At 70.8% G+C, this 19,645-nt stretch carries 15 protein-coding genes; 7 read left to right on the top strand and 8 right to left on the bottom strand.

Annotation, left to right across the window (positions count from 1 at the left end; all coding sequences use genetic code 11):
• The first annotated feature begins 30 nt into the window (after positions 1–30).
• Both AB0C25_RS22525 and AB0C25_RS22520 read left to right on the top strand, forming a co-directional pair.
• Positions 31–576 carry a hypothetical protein gene (locus AB0C25_RS22525; protein WP_357376070.1) on the top strand — a complete coding sequence of 182 codons (546 nt, stop codon included), beginning with the start codon at positions 31–33 and terminating at the stop codon, positions 574–576.
• Between the two features lie 61 nt (positions 577–637).
• Positions 638–1,591 carry a hypothetical protein gene (locus tag AB0C25_RS22520; RefSeq protein WP_357376068.1) on the top strand — a complete coding sequence of 318 codons (954 nt, stop codon included), beginning with the start codon at positions 638–640 and terminating at the stop codon, positions 1,589–1,591.
• Between the two features lie 93 nt (positions 1,592–1,684).
• Here AB0C25_RS22520 and AB0C25_RS22515 read toward each other — a convergent pair whose 3' ends face one another.
• The 3 genes from AB0C25_RS22515 to AB0C25_RS22505 form a co-directional block, all read right to left on the bottom strand.
• A complete protein-coding gene (locus AB0C25_RS22515; RefSeq protein ID WP_357376066.1) occupies positions 1,685–4,690 on the bottom strand; it encodes a fibronectin type III domain-containing protein in 3,006 nt (1,001 codons plus the stop codon).
• A 167-nt stretch (positions 4,691–4,857) separates the two neighbouring features.
• On the bottom strand, positions 4,858–5,088 hold the full coding sequence (locus tag AB0C25_RS22510; protein ID WP_357376064.1) for a DUF2188 domain-containing protein: 231 nt from the start codon (positions 5,086–5,088) through the stop codon (positions 4,858–4,860).
• 72 nt (positions 5,089–5,160) lie between these two features.
• Positions 5,161–5,808, bottom strand: coding sequence for a M23 family metallopeptidase (locus AB0C25_RS22505; protein ID WP_357376062.1), 648 nt, complete (start codon positions 5,806–5,808; stop codon positions 5,161–5,163).
• Positions 5,809–5,942: 134 nt separating this feature from the next.
• On the opposite strand from AB0C25_RS22505, the gene AB0C25_RS22500 reads away from it, so the two are divergent.
• Genes AB0C25_RS22500 through AB0C25_RS22485 form a run of 4 tightly spaced genes read left to right on the top strand, consistent with a single transcriptional unit; the run spans position 5,943 to position 10,908 of the window.
• Complete coding sequence (locus AB0C25_RS22500; protein WP_357376059.1) at positions 5,943–8,384, top strand: PEP/pyruvate-binding domain-containing protein; 2,442 nt, start codon at positions 5,943–5,945, stop codon at positions 8,382–8,384.
• Entirely contained in the window at positions 8,381–9,046 is a 666-nt protein-coding gene (locus AB0C25_RS22495; RefSeq protein ID WP_357376057.1) for a hypothetical protein, read from the top strand. Before AB0C25_RS22500 ends, AB0C25_RS22495 begins: the two co-directional genes overlap by 4 nt.
• Before the next feature lie 52 nt (positions 9,047–9,098).
• Entirely contained in the window at positions 9,099–9,665 is a 567-nt protein-coding gene (locus tag AB0C25_RS22490; RefSeq protein ID WP_357376055.1) for a TetR family transcriptional regulator, read from the top strand.
• Positions 9,666–9,723: 58 nt separating this feature from the next.
• Positions 9,724–10,908 (top strand): low temperature requirement protein A, encoded by a 1,185-nt coding sequence (locus AB0C25_RS22485; RefSeq protein WP_357376052.1) that lies wholly within the window; start codon positions 9,724–9,726, stop codon positions 10,906–10,908.
• A 202-nt stretch (positions 10,909–11,110) separates the two neighbouring features.
• Here the strand turns inward: AB0C25_RS22485 and AB0C25_RS22480 are convergent, their stop codons facing one another.
• Together AB0C25_RS22480 and AB0C25_RS22475 are read right to left on the bottom strand one after the other, a co-directional pair.
• Positions 11,111–12,094 carry a hypothetical protein gene (locus tag AB0C25_RS22480; RefSeq protein ID WP_357376050.1) on the bottom strand — a complete coding sequence of 328 codons (984 nt, stop codon included), beginning with the start codon at positions 12,092–12,094 and terminating at the stop codon, positions 11,111–11,113.
• The gene (locus AB0C25_RS22475) at positions 12,091–13,377 is read right to left on the bottom strand and encodes an MFS transporter (RefSeq protein ID WP_357376048.1); all 1,287 of its coding nucleotides are present in this window, start codon (positions 13,375–13,377) and stop codon (positions 12,091–12,093) included. Before AB0C25_RS22475 ends, AB0C25_RS22480 begins: the two co-directional genes overlap by 4 nt.
• A gap of 216 nt (positions 13,378–13,593) precedes the next feature.
• Between AB0C25_RS22475 and AB0C25_RS22470 the strand changes: the two genes are divergently transcribed.
• A complete protein-coding gene (locus AB0C25_RS22470; RefSeq protein WP_357376046.1) occupies positions 13,594–14,970 on the top strand; it encodes a DNRLRE domain-containing protein in 1,377 nt (458 codons plus the stop codon).
• A gap of 380 nt (positions 14,971–15,350) precedes the next feature.
• Here the strand turns inward: AB0C25_RS22470 and mmsB are convergent, their stop codons facing one another.
• The 3 genes from mmsB to chvE all read right to left on the bottom strand — a co-directional run bounded on the left by mmsB (position 15,351) and on the right by chvE (position 19,359).
• Positions 15,351–16,601 (bottom strand): multiple monosaccharide ABC transporter permease, encoded by a 1,251-nt coding sequence (gene mmsB, locus AB0C25_RS22465; protein WP_357376044.1) that lies wholly within the window; start codon positions 16,599–16,601, stop codon positions 15,351–15,353.
• Positions 16,598–18,136 carry a multiple monosaccharide ABC transporter ATP-binding protein gene (mmsA, locus tag AB0C25_RS22460; RefSeq protein WP_357376042.1) on the bottom strand — a complete coding sequence of 513 codons (1,539 nt, stop codon included), beginning with the start codon at positions 18,134–18,136 and terminating at the stop codon, positions 16,598–16,600. The genes mmsB and mmsA overlap by 4 nt, the downstream gene beginning before the upstream one ends.
• A gap of 80 nt (positions 18,137–18,216) precedes the next feature.
• Positions 18,217–19,359, bottom strand: coding sequence for a multiple monosaccharide ABC transporter substrate-binding protein (gene chvE, locus AB0C25_RS22455; protein ID WP_357246116.1), 1,143 nt, complete (start codon positions 19,357–19,359; stop codon positions 18,217–18,219).
• Between the last annotated feature and the right edge of the window lie 286 nt (positions 19,360–19,645).

Here is a 19,645-nt window from a genome sequence, read left to right as displayed (position 1 = left end):
AGGGGCATTTCTAGGGACAAGGGAGACTCGATGCGTAGAAAGATTCTCGCGGGCCTGGCCGGCGTTGCCGCCGTCGTCGCGCTCGCCGGGCCGGCGGCCGCGGACACCACGGGCGACACGATCGTGACCCTGACCGTCGACGCCGCCGGTGGCCTGTCGATCACCGTACCGGCGACGGCGAACATCGGGCACGGCGTGGAGGGCTCCACCGTCACCGGTCAACTCGGCCCCGTGACCGTGCTCGACCAACGCGGCTCGCTCACCCCCAACTGGTCCGCCAGCGTCGTCTCCACCGACTTCGTCACCGGCGGCGGCAGCTCCGGAGAGACGATCCCGGCCATCAACGTCCTGTACTGGTCCGGCCCTGCGACGGCGACCGCCGGTGGCGGCACCTTCACGCCGGGCCAGCCCGGCGCGGCCCAGCAGGTGATCATCAACGTTCCTCGGACGGCGATGACCCACACCGGCGGCACGGGCAACAACTTCGCGACCTGGAACCCCACCCTGGCGGTCGACATCCCGGTCGGCACCGTCCAGGGTGTCTACACGGGGACGGTGACACATTCGGTGTTCTGAGCCGCTCGGCCGGCTGGCGCTGCTGGCCTCGGTCGCCCTCGTGGCGCTCGGGGTTTCGGCGGTGCCAGCCGTTGCCGTGCGGGAGCAGCGACAGGAGCCCGCCGACGAGGCCGCGATCAGCATCCGGATGGTGGACATCCCGGCCAGCCGGGCGCAGGATCCCCGGGCCCAGGTCTACATCGTCGACCACCTGAACCCCGGTACGACGATCCACCGCCGGGTCGAGGTGCACAACACCTCCGCCGAGACGCAGAAGATCGAGTTCTACTCCGGCGCCGCCTCGGTCGAGGACAACGCCTTCACCGTTCCCGAGGGACGCACGGGCAACGAGCTCAGCGGGTGGATCCGGCTGAAGACCGCCAGGATGGACCTGGAACCGGGCGAGCGACGGCCGGTCGCGGTCGAGATCGCCGTGCCGAGGAAGGCGTCCAAGGGCGAGCGGTACGCGGCGATCTGGGCGCAGGTCACCAGCACGAAGGAGCGAACCGGCAACGTCACCCAGATCCACCGGGTGGGCATCCGGATCTACCTCGACATCGGTCCCGGTGGTGAACCGCCCACCGACTTCCGCGTCGACGGACTGGCGGCAGAACCTGGCCGCGGCGAGTTTCCGGTGGTCACCGCGAAGGTCACCAACACCGGTCAACGCGCGTTGGACATGACCGGCACCCTGTCGCTGCGCAAGGCGGCGGTCCAGGCCGGCCCGTTCGCCGTGACAAACGGCGTGACGATCCTGCCCGGCCAGAGCGGCCAGGTCCGGATCGAGATCAACCAGGCGCTGCCGGCGGGGGTCTGGGACGTGCACGCGAAGCTCGCCAGCGGCATCGTGGAACGCACCGCGACCGGGACGATCACCCTGCCCGTCGCGGCGCCGATGACGGTCGCGACCTCCACCGGGCCGAGGTGGTTGGTCTACGCGGTCGGCGGGATCGCCCTGCTGGTGCTGATCACCCTCGCCGGCTGGTATCTCCTCCGCCGGCAACGCGCCCGGCTGATCCGACCCGCACACCGCTGACCCGCACAGCCCGCACGGACTGCCCGGCCGTCCCCCGAGGAACGGCCGGGCAGCGACGTGTGGCCACGTCGTCCACACGATTTGGCGGCGGCGCTAGATGACCGAGTGCGTCACGACTGTCACGTAGTCGCCGACCACCACTGTGGACGGGATCGCCAGCCACAGCGTGGGGTTCCAGGTGACGGAGTTCGGGTCACCGGCCGGGCCGGACCAGCCAGCGGCCAGCTGCGGCATGTCCAACACCGCGCCCGGCTGCGGGTGGAACGTCCCGACACCGGTGGCGGCGAGGGGCGCACCGGAGGCGTACGTGATGTTGCTGTTGGGGATGGTCTCGCCACCGGAACCGGAACCCGTCGTGAGGTTGGTGGCCGAGACGAGGCTTACCCACTGCCCGGAGAACGGCCCGCGGTCGTCGGTCACGGTCACCGGGCCGAGGTGGCCCGAGACGCCTGTCGTACCCGAGGTGACGGTGCCGAGCGGGGTGATCGCCGGGACGTTGATGGAGAGCCCGCCGAGCGGGGCGATGACCAGTTCGACAGGTCGGGTCGCGGATTGCTGGAACGAGTCGGTCACCCGGACGGTGAAGGAGTACGTACCGGCGACGGTGGGCGTGCCGGAGAGCAGGCCGGTGGCCGGGTCGAGGGTCAGCCCGGCGGGCAGGCTCCCGGCGCTGACCGACCAGGCGAATGGGCTCGTGCCACCGGTCACCGTCAACTGGTACTGGTACGGGTCGTACGCCCTGCCGGGTGGGGGCGGCGCGAATGTCAGCGTCGGTGCCGGGTTGACCGGCACCGACGCCGACGGGGCCGACTGTGGGCCGGTCCCCGCGGCGTTGGTCGCGGCCACCCGGAAGGTGTAGGTGGCGCCGCCGGTCAACCCGGTGACGATCTGGGTGGTGGCGGTTCCGGTGAAGGTCTGCGGAGTCTGCGCCACCCCGTTGAGGTACGGCGTCACGGTGTAGCCGGTGATCGCCGAGCTGCCGTTCGCCGGGGTCGTCCAGCTCAGCCTGGCGGCATTGGTTCCGGCGGTGGCCGAGGTGATCGTCGGTGCTTCCGGCAGGGTGTACGGGACCACCGCCGCCGAGGCCGGGCTGGCAGCGCCGGTGCCGTACGCGTTCACCGCCGCCACCCGGAAGGCGTACGACGAGCCGACGGTCAGCCCGGTCAACGTGCGGCTGGTGGTGGAGGCGTCGAAGGTGAGAGTCGGTTGGGTGACCCCGTCTCGGATCGGGGTGATCAGGTACCCGGTGATCGGGCTGCCGTTGCTCGCGGGCGCGGTCCAACTGACGGTGGCGCTGGCGCTGCCCGCCTCCGCCGTGGGCGTGGCCGGCGTGCCCGGCGCGGACGCGTAGACGTAGGTCGCCGAGCCGGCGGAACCCCGGGTGACGACGCTGACGGTGACCGTCGCCGGGCTGGACCGGGCGGGCATCGAGGAGATGCCGAGTGTGCCGTCGGGGTTCACGGTGAAGCAGCCGGCGGCCGGGCCGGAGGTGCACGGCACCAGCAGCACCGAGGTGCCCGCCTGCTGCTCGGCGGTCGTACCGATGGTGATCGCCGTCGCGCCGGCGAGGTTGCTCCCGCCGACGGTGACCGCGATGCCCCCGGAGATCGCGCTCTGCGTCGGGGTGACGGTGACGCCGGTCGGCGCGGCGGCCGGTGCCACGGCTGTGGTGGCGGTGGAGTAGCCGGGGTTCGCGTCGATCGACGACGAGGTCGCCACCGTGGCCGTCTGGATCAGTGCCGGCGTCACTCCGGTGCCGGTCACGGTCGCGACGACGGTGATCGGCGGCAACGAGCTGCCGCCGGCGAACGGGCCGTTGCTGTTGGTGCAGGTGATGCTCTGGCCGGAGGGCGCGGCACAGACCCAGCCGGAGCCGAAGGCGGCCCGCGGCACGACTCCGGCCGGCACGGTCTGGGTGACCGAGATCGGCGCTGTCTCGGTCGCGCCGGGATCGACCCCGGCGGTGATCGAGTAGGTGACCGGGTCACCCGGCTGTGGACTGGCCCCCACCGCGCTGGTCTGGGCCACGTTCAGGTCCGGCACCGGGTTGAAGGTGACCGCCCGCGCGTTGTCGACCTCGTGGAAGTCGGTGACCGAGCCGGTGGAGCCGACCCAGCCGAAGGCGAGTTGCCGGGGGTAGCCGTTGGCGTTGAGCCACGTCGGCGACGGGTACAGGCTCGGCGAGACGACCGGGAGACTGCCGGCCAGGGTCCGCGCCGCTCCGCCGACCGGGGTGAACCTGACCCGGTACTCCCCCGCCGGTACGGAGATGCCGGTGTCGGTGGTGAACGGGGACGCGGTGGTGTTGGCGACCACCTCGACCGGCACCACCGACGCGGCCCGGGTGGCGGCACGCAGCGCCACGGGCGGGGACGAGGTGCTGGTGGCGGTGCTGTTGATGGCGCAGTAACCGACCCCGTTGCGGCCCGGCCCGCGGATCACGACCTGGCCGGGGACCCGGGTGTTGGTGGTCGAGATGTACGGCGGGTTCGTGCAGCCGGTGCCCTGGTAGAGGCTGTTGCTGAAGTTGCCGAAGACGTCCAGCCCGATGCCCAGGTAACCGTTGGACAGGCCCACCGAGCCGCCGTTGAAGGCCGCCGAGTAGCCCAGCGATCCGCCCGACTGGCCGATCACCGCCGGGGACCGCGGGTTGGCGGGGTCGACCGCGGCCAGCGCGAACGCCAGACCGTCGGCTCCGGTGCTGATGCCGCCGTACTGATAGGTGTTGAAGGTGACGTGCAGTCCCTGGGAGGTGGGCACGCTCACCGCACCGAACACCCCACCCTGCCGGTTTGCGACGGCCGGGGTGAGTCGCAGCTTGCCCGAGCCCTGCGGATCGGTGGACGTGGTGCAACTCAGCAACGGGCCGGTGGTGGAGTTGCCGGCCGCGCTGAGGCAGGCCGCGTTGCTGGCACCAGCGGTCGGCACGGCGGGCACCGTCACCGCGCCGATGCCATTCGGGGTGTTGTTGTGGAACGGCTGGTCGAACAGGACCGCCCCGACCGCCGCCGCCGGCCGGGGCGCGACCACCACGGCACCCACGGTCAGGGCGAGCACCAGCGCGACAAGTGCTGACCCGCGCCGGCTTGGTACCACCATGCCCACCTCATTTCCGCACCCACTCCAGTCCCAATTCGGACTTTATCGGACATTAGGCGTGGGTGGCCCGATATCCCGATGCAACAGGAGTTGAGGGCGGCGCGGCATCGCGCTGGCCCCGTCGACGCGGAATCGACGGGGCCATCGCGGCTGTGGGTGGGAGGGTGTCAGCCCTCGATGTCGCGGGGGTCGCGGCTGCGGGGGTAGGTGTTCTTCTCCCCGATCGTGCCGTCCTGCTTCTTGACCACGTGTTCGACGCCACGGTCGGCAGCCATCTCCCGGCCCTGGGCCTGCGCGTCGGCCTTCACCTCATGCGTGCTGCTGGCCCGCTCGTTGCCCTCCGCCTTGTTCTTCCACTGCCCGTCCTCGTGGTACGTGTCGACGTCACCCTTGACCATGGCCGGCTCCTCCCTGCGTCTGCACTGTCTCCCGAATCAGTGCCCCGAGCCGCGCCGGGCAAACTACGGTCCTCAGGAGACGGCCGGGCAGTTGTTGCTCACCCGCCGCAGAATCTGTTCGCGTTCGTCGGTGGTGATGCCCGACGGCTCGCCGTCGAAGTGGGTCTCGACCTTCTCCCAGCCGCGCCGCTGCTCGTAGTGCAGATGCGGAGCGCCGGAGTTGCCGGTACTGCCGAGCCGCCCGATCTGGTCACCCTGACTGACCTGCTGACCGACCTTGACCATCGGTGCTTCGAGCATGTGCAGGTACTGCGTCTCCCACTTGCCGCCGTGGTCGATCTTCACCCAGTAACCGCCACCACGCCCGCGTGGACCCTCGGGGTTGTCCGGAGTCCGACCACCCAACGAGCCGTTGATGCCCGCCACGGTGACCGTGCCGGCGTACGACGCGAGCACCGGCCGCCCCCACGTCTCGCCCTCGATCGGGAAGAAGTCGACGTCGTAGTCGTCGTGACCGGGGTAGGTGCTGAGCTGCCACGTCTCGCCGCAGGTCACGGGCATCTGGAAGAGCGGGCGCGGTCCGGCCGGTCGCAGCATCGGCACGACGACAAGGGCGATGCCGAGGACGGCCGCCGCCGCGACGAGCGCGATGAGGACGCGGATTTTACGGCTGCGGGCGCGGCGGTGGGAGCGGGCTGCGGTCGGGTGGCCGGTCGTCACCGTCCCGAGGATGGCAGACGCCGGCAACGCCGCTGCGGCCGGTCACGTCTCGCACCCCGCGTGACATTGCAGTTGCATCGTGAAAGCGTTACGGTTGATGCGATACGATCGCATTGCAAAGAGAAGAGGCTCCGATGCGGGTCATCGCGTTGTCCGAGGCGAGCGCCGACATGGTCGACCTGGTCGGCGGCAAGGCGGCCGGGCTGGGCGAGCTGATCAGGTGCGGCGAGCGGGTGCCCGAGGGCTTCTGCGTCACCACCGAGGCGCACCGCCTCGGCGTCCTCCCCACGGCCGAGGTCGTCGCCGCGTACGAGCGCCTCGGCGCGGGTCCCGTCGCGGTCCGCTCCAGCGCCACCGCCGAGGACCTGCCGGACGCGAGCTTCGCCGGGCAACAGGACACCATCCTCGACGTCACGGGCACCGCCGACCTGATCGCCGCCATCGAGACCTGCTGGGGCTCGCTGCACAACGAGCGCGCCACCGCGTACCGCGACGCCCGCCGGATCGATCACCAGACGGTACGGATGGCCGTCGTCGTGCAACGCATGATCACGCCCAGCGTGGCGGGGGTGCTGTTCACCGCGAACCCGCTGACCGGCCACCGCGACGAGATGGCCGTCGACGCCGCCGTGGGTCTCGGCACGACGGTGGTCGACGGCGCGGCGCGCGTGGACCACTACGTCCTCGACGGCGTCCCGCGCGACGACACGGGCTGCCTGACGTCGGCGCACCTCGCCGACCTGCGGGCCACGGGCGAACGGTTGCAGGCCCACTTCGGTTGCCCCCAGGACGTGGAGTGGGCGATCGACGCGGACGGCGTCCGGTGGCTCCTGCAGTCGCGGCCGATCACCACCCTGTTTCCCCTCCCACCGGAGAGCGGTAAGCCCCTCCCCCGCGTCTACCTGGAGTTCGGTCACGTCCAGGGCATGCGGCAACCGGTCACGCCGATGGGCATGTCGACCCTGCGGGCGCAGATCGCCGGGATGCTCGCCGCGCTCGGCATCCGCGTCGAGATCGTCGACATCGGTGGTCGGCTCTACGGCGACCTGACCGACCTGGCGCGGGACTCCTCGGCCCGCAGGCGACTGGTGAAGCTCATGGCTGTCGACTTCGGCCCGCGCGCCCAGGCGGTGATGCAGCACGTGCTGGCGGACCCCCGGTTCGCCCCGACCGGTGGCCGCGCCACGCGCGGCCGGGCGCAGGATGCCGCGTCGCTGCGGACGGCCGGTCGCGCGGTGGTGGGGATCCTGCGGGCTCTGACCCGTCCGGAGACCGCACGGGTCCGGATGTTCGAGGCCGTCGAGCAGCTCAGAGTACGATCCGCCGCCCCCGCCGACCTGCGGACCGCGGCCGATCGGCTGCGCTTCGTGCAGGCGCAGGACGCTGACGCCGACGACACCGCCGACGCGATCATGTGGCCGATCGTCGCCGGGATGCTCGCCACCGCGCTGCCGGCCGCCCTGCTCAAGGGCGTCGCCGGCCCGGACGAGATCCACGCCGTGCTGGGCGGCATGCCGCACAACGTCACCATCGAGATGGACCTGGCCCTCTGGCGACTCGCCCAGGGCGCGGGCGACCACCGTCAACTCCTGCTCGACACCCCGCCGGCCGAGTTGGCCGAACGCCACCTGCACGGGACGCTGCCCGACATCGGCATGACCGCCTTCCTGGACGCCTACGGTCACCGGGGCGTCGCCGAGGTCGACCTCGGGGTGCCGCGCTGGGCGGAGGATCCCACCCCGGTCTTCGCCGCGCTCGCCAACTACCTGCGGGTCACCGATCCCCGGCAGGGCCCCGACCAGCGCTTCCAGCGGGCCAGCGCGGCAGCGGAGGCGGCGTTGCGGGAGCTGGTCGGGCGGGCCCGCCGTCGGCGGCCGGTGCGGGGCAGCCTCGCCGGGTTCCTGCTGCGCCGGGCGCGGTCACTCGCCGGCCTGCGGGAGGCCGGCAAGTTCGCCGGGCTGTACCCGCTGCGCGAGACGCGCCGCCAACTGCTGCTCGTCGGCGCCGACCTGCACGACTCGGGGCTGCTGGACCAACCCGACGACATCATGTTCCTGACCCTCGACGAGGCGCACGCCGCCGTACACCAGGGTGTCGACCCGCGCGCGACGGTCACCTCCCGACGGGTCACGCACCGGCGGGAGGTGCGCCGCCGGAACGTGCCGGTGGCGCTGCTGTCCGACGGCACCGACGTCGAGACCGTCCTGCCGGCGGTGGCCGCCGCCGACGGGACGCTGATCGGCGTGGGGGCGTCGGCGGGCCGGGTGACCGGTCCCGCCCGGGTCGTGGACGACCCGGCCACCGCCCATGTCGAGCCCGGCGACGTCCTGGTGGCCGCGACCACGGACCCGGGCTGGACCCCACTGTTCCTCACCGCGGCGGCGCTGGTCACCGAGACCGGCGCGATCATGGCGCACGGCCCGACGGTGGCCCGCGAGTACGGCATTCCCGCCGTCATCTGCGTCCCGGACGCCACCCGGACGATCACGACCGGACAACTCGTCACGGTGGACGGTGGCGCCGGAACCGTCACGCCGCACGGGCCGTCGGCCCTCGCAGAGAAGGGACGACCATGACCGACACGAAGGCACCGACCAGGACGCGGGTGGGTCCACTGCTGCGCCGGGCCGCAGAGGCCGAGGCCGCGATGTGGCGCAGCCTGTACGTCTGGGCCCGCCGCCGTCCCCTGCCGTTGGGACCGGGCGACGAGCCGTTCGGCTACCGGGGCGTGGTCACGCCGATCCTGGGCATCTTCATCGGCCTGTCGGTCGTGGAGATCCCCATCTTCGACGTGGTCGTCACCCACGTGGTGCCGTGGCGGCCGGCCCGCTGGATCGTGCTCGGCCTCGGCATCTGGGGCCTGCTCTGGATGATCGGGCTCCTCGCCAGCATGACGATCCATCCGCACGTGGTGGGCGACCGGGGCCTGCGCGTACGCCTCAGCTCGGGCATCGACATCTGGATCCCGTGGACCGACGTCGAGGCCCTGCGCAAGCGATACCGCTCGCTGCCGTCGAGCAGATCGGTGCAGGTCGAGCAGGAGGGTGACCGCCGGGTGGTGTCCATCTCGGTCGGCAGCCAGACCAGCGTCGACGTCCTGCTGCGCCGACCGCTGACCTTCGATCTGCCGAAGACCGGGACCCTGCCGATGAACGAGCTGCGCCTGTACGCCGACGACCCGGACGGCCTCCTGCGCAGCGCGCGGGGCACCCCCGCGAACGCCACCGTCAGCCGGTGACCGCCGCCGCTGGCGGGGTGTCCGGGCCACCCACTGTGAAACGATCGAGGCCATGCCCAAGAAGGTCGACCACCAGGAGCGACGCACCCTCATCGCGGACGCGCTGATGCGGGTCGCCGCCGATCAGGGCCTGGAGGCCGTCAGCCTCCGCCACGTGGCCGCCGAGGCCGGGGTGTCCGCCGGGATGGTCCAGCACTACTTCCGGACCAAGGACGAGATGATGGCGTTCGCGTTGAGCGTGGTGCGGGAACGCAGCCAGATCAGGGTCACCGAGGCGCTGGCGCGACTGGGTGACGACCCACCGCCCCGGCTGCTGCTGCGCACGATGCTCGCCGCCCTGTTGCCCCTGGACGAGGGGACCCGTGACGACGGGCGGGTGGCGCTCGCGTTCCTCGCCTACACGGCGGTACGTCCGGCCGCCGCGCCCAGCCTCCGGGAGGGCACGCGGCAGCTCACCGGATTCATCGCCGGCGTCCTGCCCGACCGGCACGGTTACGCCGCCGCGGCCGGACTGTTGGCGCTCATGGAAGGGCTCGGCGTGTACCTGCTGGGTGGGCAGTACACCGCCGAGCAGGCGCTGGGCGCGCTGGACGCCCACCTCGACCTGCTCTTCGCCTGATCCGGCGGAGCTGACCGTTGGCCCCCGGACGAGGGGTGACACCGACCAGGATGGGCGGATGAGCCGCATCCGCCGGTCCCGGCCGGTGCTGGTCGAGGAGGCACACCGGGCCACCACCTTCGAGATCTTCTTCGACCTGGTCCTGGTCTTCGCGCTGACGCGGCTCATCGGTTTCATGGCGGAGTCGCTGGGTCCGCTCACCCTCTACCAGGGGCTGCTGCTCCTGCTCTGGTTCTGGTACGCGTGGAGCTGCTACGCCTGGCTGGGCAATCAGGTCCGCGCGGACAACGGCCCCGTGCTGGCCGGAATGCTCGCGGCGATGGCCGCCATCTTCGTGGCCGCCCTGGTGATCCCGGAGGCCTGGCAGCGCCACGACGGCGCGTTGAGCCCGCCGCTCACCCTGGCCATCGCCTACATCGCGGTCCGCGGGGTGCACCTCACCCTGATGACCTACGCCTCGTCCGGCAACCCGCAGTACCGCCGGCAGACCCTGCGCTTCGCCGTGTCCACCACACTCGCCTGGGTCCCGCTCCTGGTGGGAGCCGTCCTCGGCGGGACCGCGCAGACCGTGCTGTGGACCGTGGCGTTCCTCGTCGACTACGGCGGCGGCCGGATCGCCACCGCCGCCAGCTTCGGGGAGGTCCGCAGCGGGGCGCACTTCGCCGAACGCCACGGTCTGGTGCTGATCATCGTGCTCGGTGAGTCCCTGCTGTCGGCCGGGGCCGGTGTGGGCCGGGCCACGATCGTCTGGCCGGTGCTGGTGGCCGCGGTGTTCGGCTTCGCCGCGACGGTGTGCCTGTGGTGGCTCTACTTCGTGGGCGTCGCCCCGGAGGCCGCGAAGGTGCTGACCTCGGCCTCGCCGAATACCCGCCGCCGTCAGCAACTGGCGTCGGACGCGTACACGCTGGCGCACCTGCCGCTGGTCGCCGGGGTCGTCTACTTCGCCCTGGGCATCCACCTGATCCTCGCGAACCTGACGGATCAGCCTCGGCACCCCGCCGGGGAGCCGATGGGATGGCCAGCGACGACAGTGCTCTACGGCGGTGCCGCGCTCTACCTCATCGGTCGTCTGCTGTTCCTCCGGCTGACCGTCGGCGGCTCGCTGGGCCATCTCGCCGCGATCGGCGTCGTCCTCCTGTTGCTGCCGGTGGCCCGGATCCTGCCCGCGCTGGCCGCCCTCGGCCTGCTGGCGGCCCTCCTCACCGCCCTGGTCCGGTACGAGCGGCCACCCCGGGCCGGCTGACCCCTCCCCGACCGGGAGAGGTCGGCCGACCCGGGTCAACGGGGTCAGCTCGCCCTGGTGCCCCGCGCCTTCAGGCGGCGCAACTCGTCGGCGGACATCAACCAGGTCGAGTTCGTCGCGCCAACCCGAGGAGCAAACGCCGAGTCTGAAGGGGTACGGCACCGCGGCGGTCAGGTGTCCGGGCCGCCTGGTAGCCGGACCGTCAGCTCAGCGGTGCCGGTGACTCCGCGCCCGGGATCGTCAGCTTCGGCGTACCGGACCCGTCGGCCGGGACACTCCAGACGTCGGGCTGGCCGTCGCTCTGGCGTCTCGTGTAGGCGAGTGTCCGCCCGTCCAGCCAGGCGGCCTGGTCGTCGACGCTGCTGCTCTCGGCCGTCGCGGTGACCCGCATGCTCGCCAGGTCGAGGACCGACAGCCGCCAGCCCTTCGCCGGGTCGGCGTCGACGGCCTCCTTGAAGGCGATCCGGGTGCCGTCGGGTGACAGCGACGGGCACTCGACGTTCTCCATCACCGTCTCGACCGTCCGGGCCGCGACGTCACCGCGGACGAGGTAGCGCTTGCCCCCGGTGGACATGGTCGCGTAGAAGCGGTTGTCGTCGGCGGTGAAGGTGACGCCCCAGTAGTTGACGTCCGGGCTGCGGTAGCTCCGGCCGTCCCGCGTGACGGCGAACTCTTCGAGCGAGGTCACCGTGGCGCCGGTGGTGGTGTCGAGGATCCCGGTACGGGTGGAGAAGCCGCTGGCGGTGTAGGAGTCCCCGCCGACGAACGTCGTCCAGGAGACCATCCGGCCGGAGGCCGAGACCCGGGCCCGGTTCGGCAGGCCCGGCACGTCGATCGTCCGGGTCTGGCGCAGCGCCGCGTCGAGCACGACGACCTGGTACGACCAGGCGGTTTCCTGCTTGAGGCAGACACCGGTGCCGGCCGCGGCGTACACCCGCAGGCATTCCAGGCCGGAGACTGTGCGAGGCCCGGTGGGGTCGGCCGTGGCGACGGTGGACAGGTGCCGGTCGGTGAGGGCCAGCAGGCGCGGGCCGGGCGTCAGGGTGACCGCCTGGTCGCCGGAGGCAGGGCGTGGCGTCGGAGTGGGTTCCGCGGCCATGGCCACGTAACCGGCCGCCACGCTGCCCAGCAGCACGGCCGAGGCGACCACCACACCGATCTTCGCTCGGGTCGACAACGCGGTCATCGGGGCACCCTCCAGGTGATCAGACGGGACGGGGCGGTCAGCAGGAGCAGCGTGCCGACCAGCACGCAGGCGACCGCCACGGCCGCCGCGCGGATCGCCGCCTCCGGCCCCCACGCCTGCCAGGCGAGACCGAACAGGACAGAGGAGACGAGGTACGCGAGGGCCTGCCCGGTCTGCACCAGCGCGATGCCGGTGGTCCGCAGCCGCGCCGGCAGCACCGGTCCGGCGAGCGCGATGAGCACACCGTCGGTGGCGGCGTAGAACGCGCCGTACAGCCCCAGGGTCAGCACGATCAGCGGCCATCCGTCGACCGGACCGGCCAGCAGCAGGTACGTGGCCCCGAGGGCGGTGTAGCCGCCGAGCACCACCGGTAGCCGGCCGATCCGGTCGGCGAGTACGCCCAGCGGGGCGGCGAGCAGCAGGTAGGCCAGGCTGGTTCCCACCGCGAGCAGCGGGAACCAGCGCAGACCGAGGTCCTCGCGGCGTTGCAGCAGCAGGTAGACGAAACCGTCGCCGATGGTGGCCAGCCCGAGCATCGCCGCGGCCAGCACGAGCCGGCGAGCCGGTCCCCCGCCCAGCAGTCCGAACGCCTCCCGCACGGAGACCGCCGGCTCGTCCGGGCCGGCCGTCGCCTGCTCGGCGGGGCGTTCCCGGACGAAGAGCACGAGCACGACGACGGCCAGCGCGGCGACGCAGAAGCTCGTGACGAAGACCGCGTCGTACGACTGCCCGACGACCAGCAGCACCGCGAACGCGGCGAGCGGCCCGAGGAACGCCCCCACGCTGTCCATCGCCCGGTGCACCCCGAACGCCCGACCCAGCGCCTCGGGCGGCGTGGACAGCGTGATGAGCGCGTCGCGCGGGGCGCTGCGTACACCCTTGCCGAGCCGGTCGACGGCGATGACCGCGCCGATCGCGGGTATCGACCGGCCGGCGAGCAGCAGGCCGAGCTTCGCGACCGCCGAGAGGGCGTAGCCGATGCCGGCGATCAGCTTGCGCCGCCGGAACCGGTCGGCGGCGAACCCACCGACGACCCGCAGGAGCGCGGTGGCACCGGTGTGGACGCCGTCGAGCACGCCGAAGGCCACCGGGCTGAGCTGGAGGCCCAGCACCAGATAGAGCGGTAGGACGGCGGCCACCATCTCGGCGGAGATGTCGGTGATCAGGCTGACCGTGCCGAGTGCGACGACATTGCCGCTGACCAGGGCGAGCCGCCGGCGCCGTGGCCGGGATTCGGGCGGGTCGGCGACCGGTCGGGAAACGGTCGACAGGTACACGAGCATCTCCTCGGGTCGACGACTGACGGTCAGCCATCGTGGCGACCGGGTCCGAAGGGCCGCAAGGGACCGTGGGCGTCAAGCAGACATGCGACGGGTGAACAAGCGACAAACATCGAAGAGTTTCGTTGTTCGAGCGTACTGTTCATCTAACGGCAGTACGTCGGTTCATCCGCCTTCCTACATTCCTTGCGCTCTCCACCCGCAAAGAAGGGGTCCTGGATGGACATTCGAATCAACCGCCCACCGTTGACGCTGGGAACGGTCGCGGTGCTCGTCGTCGCCAGCACCGCCGTCGTCCTCACCGGCTCGGTCGCGGCGTCGGCGGCGAGCGTGACGTTCACGCCGGTCGCCGACACCTACGTCCAGAGCGACACGGCCGCCACCAACTACGGCACGTCCACGCAGGTCGTGGTCGACAACTCACCGGTGCGGCGCTCGTTCCTGCGCTTCTCGGTGAGCGGTGTCAGCGGCACGGTGACCGGCGCCAAACTACGACTGCGCACCATCAGCGGCAACAGCGGCAGCGATGCCGGTGGCACGTTCCGCCGGATGTCCAACACGACGTGGTCGGAGACCGGCACCACCTGGAACAACCAGCCGACGATCGACGGGGCCACGCTCGGCACCATCGGCGCGGTAGGCGGCAACACCTGGTACGAGGTCGACGTCACGGCAGCCGTCACCGGCAACGGGACGTACAGCTTCGGTGCGACCTCCGCCAGCGGCGACGGCGCCTACTACGACACGCGCGAGAGCGGCGCGGACGCCCCGCAGTTGGTCGTCACCACGGGGACCACCACACCGCCGTCCGGGGATCCGGTGTTCGTCGGTGCCGGCGACATCGCCGACTCCGGCTCGGGCGACAGCGCCACCGCCACGCTGCTCGACAACATCCCGGGCACGGTCTTCACCACCGGCGACAACGTCTACGACAGCGGCACCGCGTCGCAGTTCAGCAGCTACTACGAGCCCACCTGGGGTCGGCACAAGTCCCGCACCCGCCCGTCACCGGGCAACCACGACTACAACACGTCGGGCGCGACCGGCTACTACAACTACTTCGGTACGTCCGCCGGCCCGAGCGGACGCGGCTACTACTCGTTCGACCTCGGCAACTGGCACGTCGTGTCGTTGAACTCGAACATCAGCATGTCCGCCGGCTCGACCCAGGAGCAGTGGCTGCGGGCCGACCTGGCCGCCAGCAGCAAGCCGTGCACGATCGCGTACTGGCACCACCCGCTGTTCACGTCCAGCTCCAACCACGCGCCGTCGACGTCCACGCGTCCGCTGTACCAGGCGCTCTACGACTACAACGCCGACGTCGTGGTGTGGGGACACAACCACGTGTACGAGCGCTTCGCGCCGATGAACCCGTCCGGCGGCGCCGACGCCAGCCGGGGCATGCGCAGCTTCGTCGCCGGCATGGGCGGCGCGGGTCACTACGGCTTCGGCACCATCCAGCCCAACAGCGAGGCGCGCAACAGCTCGGCCTGGGGACTCCTGAAGTTCACCCTGCACTCCAACAGCTACGACTGGCAGTTCGTACCGGTGGCCGGCCAGACCTACACCGACAGCGGCACCGGCACCTGCCACTGACCGCGTGGATCCCGCTGCGCCGTCCGCAGCGCGGCGGGATCCTCCCGCGCTCGACCCCGCCGCGCTGTTGCGTCGCCCGCCTGGCGGGCCTTGGGTGTGTCCGGTGCCCTGTAGAGCTGCCCCGGATACGGGGCGGCGCGGGGTGTGCCTCGGGTAGGGGCCTGCACGAGGCCGGCGCTGGTCCATATCTGGGGCAGCTCTACAGGACCGCCGACAGGTGGCATCGACCCTGCAGGGGCGGTTCAGGCATCGGCGCGGGAGCCCGCGGCCGGCGTGCCGGGCGCGGCGGCGCGGCGCGCCCGGTGTGCCCACCGACTACACGTTGACGCGTGGCCCCTGCCCGCGAGGCGGGCAGGGGCCACGGTCGTGCTGTTGCGACGTCAGCGGGCCGTGCCGGCCCGGCGCTTGTTGTAGACGTCGAAGGCGACCGCAACGAGCAGGACGAGGCCCTTCACCACCGACTGGGTCGACTGGTCGATGCCCATCAGCTGCATGCCGTTGCTCATCACCGCCATGATCAGACCGCCGACCATCGCGCCCACCACGGTGCCCACCCCGCCCGTGACCGCCGCACCGCCGATGAAGGCCGCGGCGATCGCGTCCAGCTCGAACATGTTGCCGGCGGCGGGCTGAGCGCCGTTGGACCGCGACGAGTAGATGACGCCGGCCACCGCCGCCAGGAAGCCCATGTTGACGAACATCCAGAAGTTGACGGTGCGGACCTTCACCCCGGACAGCGCCGCCGCCGACAGGTTGCCGCCGATCGCGTAGACCTGGCGGCCGAAGACGGTACGCCGGGTGAGCAGGCCGTAGACCAGGACGAGAACCGCCAGGATGATCAGCACGATCGGCAGGCCGCGGGCGTGCGCCAGCTGCCAGGCGAAGTACATGATGACCGCGCCGACCAGCACGACCCGGGCGACGAACAACGGGAACGACTCGACGGGCTGCTGGTAGCGGATGCGCGCCACCCGGGTGCGGAAACCACTCACCGCGTACCCGGCCACGGCGACCGCGCCGATCAGCAGCGTGAAGGCGTCGAAGCCCTGCCCGCCGAGCAGCCCGTTCAGGAAGCCCGCCGCGACCTTCTGGTATTCCGCCGGGAACGGCGACAGCGAGATGTTGTCGAGCACCCGGAGGGTGAGACCCCGGAACAGCAGCATCCCGGCCAGGGTCACGATGAAGGCCGGAATCCCGGCGTACGCCACCCAGAAGCCATGCCACGCGCCGACCGCGACGCCGACGGCGATCGCGGCCACGACTCCTACCCACCAGGGATAGCCCTGCTGGATCACCAGGACGGCGGACACCGCTCCGGTCAGCGCGACGATCGATCCGACCGACAGGTCGATGTGCCCACCGATGATCAGGATGACCATCCCGATCGCGAGCACCAGGATGTACGAGTACTGCAGGACGATGTTGGTGATGTTGCCGGGGCTCAGCAGCACCCCGTCGGTCAGGATCGCGAAGAACGCGACGATGACGACCAGGGCGACGTAGATCCCGCTCTGCCGCAGGTTGTTCAACACCAGCGCCCGCAGGTCGTTCGTCCCGCTGTGCAGTGCGGCCGCGGGTGTGCCGTCCGGAGTCGCCGGACTCTCCGTCGGAGGGGTCTTGATGGTGGTCACGCCACGAGCTCCTTGTCCTTGGTCATCAGCTCCATGAGGCTCTCCTGAGTCGCCTCGGCCACCGGCATCTCGCCGGTGATCCGGCCGGCGGCGAGGGTGTAGATGCGGTCGCACATCCCGAGCAACTCCGGCAGCTCCGAGGAGATGACGATCACCGCCTTGCCCGCGGCCACCAGCCGGTTGATGATCGTGTAGATCTCGTACTTCGCACCGACGTCGATCCCCCGGGTGGGTTCGTCCAGGATCAGCACATCCGGGTCGGTGAACAGCCACTTCGACAGGACGACCTTCTGCTGGTTGCCGCCGGAGAGCTTCCCGACCACCGCCATGACGCTCGTCGTCCGGATGTTCATCTCCCGCCGGCTGTCCTCGGCAACCTTGATCTCCTCGTTGCCGTTCACCCAGCCCAGGCGGGACAGCCGGTCCAACGCGGCGGCGGAGACGTTGCGGCGGACGTCGTCGATGAGGTTGAGCCCGTACCTCTTGCGGTCCTCGGTGACGTAGGCGATGCCGTTGTCGATCGCCTCGGCGACGGTGCGTGCCTGTACCTCCTGACCGCGCACGAAGAGTCGGCCCCGGATGTCGCGCCCGTACGACCTACCGAACACGCTCATCGCCAGCTCGGTGCGCCCCGCGCCCATCAGGCCCGCGATGCCGACGACCTCGCCGGCGCGGACGGACAGGGCGACGTCCTCGACGACCATCCGGTCCTGCACCGGGTGCCGCACGGTCCAGTCCTCGATCCGGAGGACCTCCTCGCCGGGGGACGACTCGCGGTCGGGGTAGAAGCTGTCCAGGTCGCGCCCGACCATGCCCCGGATGATCCGCTGCTGGGTCACCTCGTCGGAGCGCATGTCGAGGGTCTCCACCGCGCGCCCGTCCCGGATGACGGTGGTGGAGTCGGCGATGGCGGTGATCTCGTTGAGCTTGTGCGAGATCATGATGCAGGTGATGCCCTGGTCGCGGAGTGCCCGCAGCAGGTCGAGCAGGTGGGCCGAGTCGATGTCGTTGAGCGCGGCCGTCGGCTCGTCCAGGATGAGCAGGCGCACCTTCTTCGACAGCGCCTTGGCGATCTCCACCAACTGCTGCTTGCCGACGCCGAGCTGGATGACCGGGGTGACCGGGTTCTCGTGCAGCCCGACGGACGCCAGCAACTTGGCGGCGTCGGCGTTGGCCAGGTTCCAGTCGATGAGCCCGAGGCGGTTGCGCCGCTCGCTGCCGAGGAAGATGTTCTCCGCGATCGACAGGTACGGCACCAGGGCGAGCTCCTGGTGGATGATGACGATGCCGTTGGCCTCGCTGTCCCGGATGCCCCGGAACTGCATCGGCTTGCCGTCGAAGAGGATCTCGCCGTCGTACGAGCCGGACGGGTAGACGCCGGACAGCACCTTCATCAGGGTGGACTTGCCGGCGCCGTTCTCACCGCAGATGGCGTGGATCTCCCCACGGCGCACTGCGAGGGTGACGTCCTCCAGCGCGATCACGCCGGGGAAGGTCTTGGTGATGCGACGCATCTCGAGGATGGTGTCGTCCATGGTCACTGTCCTCCGTCAGGTCTGGACACGGTACGCCCAGACGTCGGGCCCGGCGGCGACCGCCGGGCCCGACGATAGGCTTACTTCTTGGCCTGACCGGCGGCGACCTCTTCCGCCGTCCAGTAGCCGGAGTCGATCAGCGCGGTCTTGATGTCGTCCTTGTAGACCGTGACGATCGGGAGCAGGTACGACGGGACGACCTTGACACCGTTGTTGTACGTCTTGGTGTCGTTGGCCTCCGGCTCCTTCTTCTGCAGGAACGCCTCGGCGGCGTTCACGGCCTGGTCGGCCAGCAGACGGGTGTCCTTGAAGACCGTGGAGCTCTGCACGCCGTCGTTGATCAGCTTGATCGAGGCGATCTCGGCGTCCTGACCCGTCACCACCGGGAGCTTCTTCGCGCCGGTGCCGTAGCCGGCGTTCTGCAGGGCGGTGATGATGCCCCGGGAGATGCCGTCGTACGGCGACAGCACACCGTCGACCTTCGAGCCGTCGTTGTAGCTGGAGGTCAGCAGGTTCTCCATGCGCTTCTGCGCGGTCTCCTGCTGCCACCGCAGGGTGGCGACCTGCTCGGGGGTGGTCTGCTTGGACTTGACGACAAGCGTGCCGTCGTCGACGAACGGCTTGAGCGTGTCCATTGCGCCGCTGAAGAAGAACTGCGTGTTGTTGTCGTCCAGCGACCCAGCGAAGAGCTCGACGTTCAGCGGCCCCTTGGCGGTGCCCTTCGAGCCGTCCTTGTTCAGCAGGCCGAGCCCGACGAGCAGCGCGGTGCCCTGGGCGACGCCGACCTTGTAGTTGTCGAAGCTGACGTAGAAGTCGACGTCCTTGCTACCGCGGATCAGCCGGTCGTAGGAGATGACCGGGATCTTCGCGGACGCGGCGGCCTGCAGCTGGCTGCTGAGCGCGGTGCCGTCGATCGCCGCGATGATCAGGACGTCAGCGCCCTGGGTGATCATCTGGTCGACCTGCTGCGACTGGGTGGGGATGTCGTCGCCGGCGTACTGGAGGTCGACCTTGTAGCCCTTGCCCTCAAGCTTGGACTTCACCGCGTTGCCGTCGGCGATCCACCGCTCCGAGGTCTGGGTCGGCATCGACACACCGATGGTCAGGTCACCAGGCTTCGCGCTGCTCTTGTCGTCACCGCTGCCGGCACCCCCGCCACTGCACGCTGCCATACTCAGCGTCAGCATAGCGCCGCCGAGAGCAACCAGGAATCTCCTGCCCACGGGCTTCTCCTCTCTGGACTCCCCCGTCGAGTGCCGGGGCCAAAACTGTCACCTTTCGGGGTAGTGTTAGCGCTCACATCCGGCACGTCAACACTTGATCCGAAATACCGGTGTCACGGTCTCGTAACGGAGGCGTCTCCACGGACGAGACCAGCGCTCGGAGGTGCCCGGACCTGGGAGCACAGCGGTGACCGGCGCCGGAGCGAACAGCCGTCGGGCGGGACCGTCGAGCGTCCCGAACCACCGGCCCGGACCGCCGCCGCGCGGGGGCCCGACCAGGCGACCC

It is taken from the genome of Micromonospora sp. NPDC048839 (assembly GCF_040649915.1).
Classification (GTDB): Bacteria; Actinomycetota; Actinomycetes; order Mycobacteriales; family Micromonosporaceae; genus Micromonospora.
Note: the sequence above shows the minus strand (reverse complement) of the source record. Positions and strands in the feature narration are given on the sequence as shown.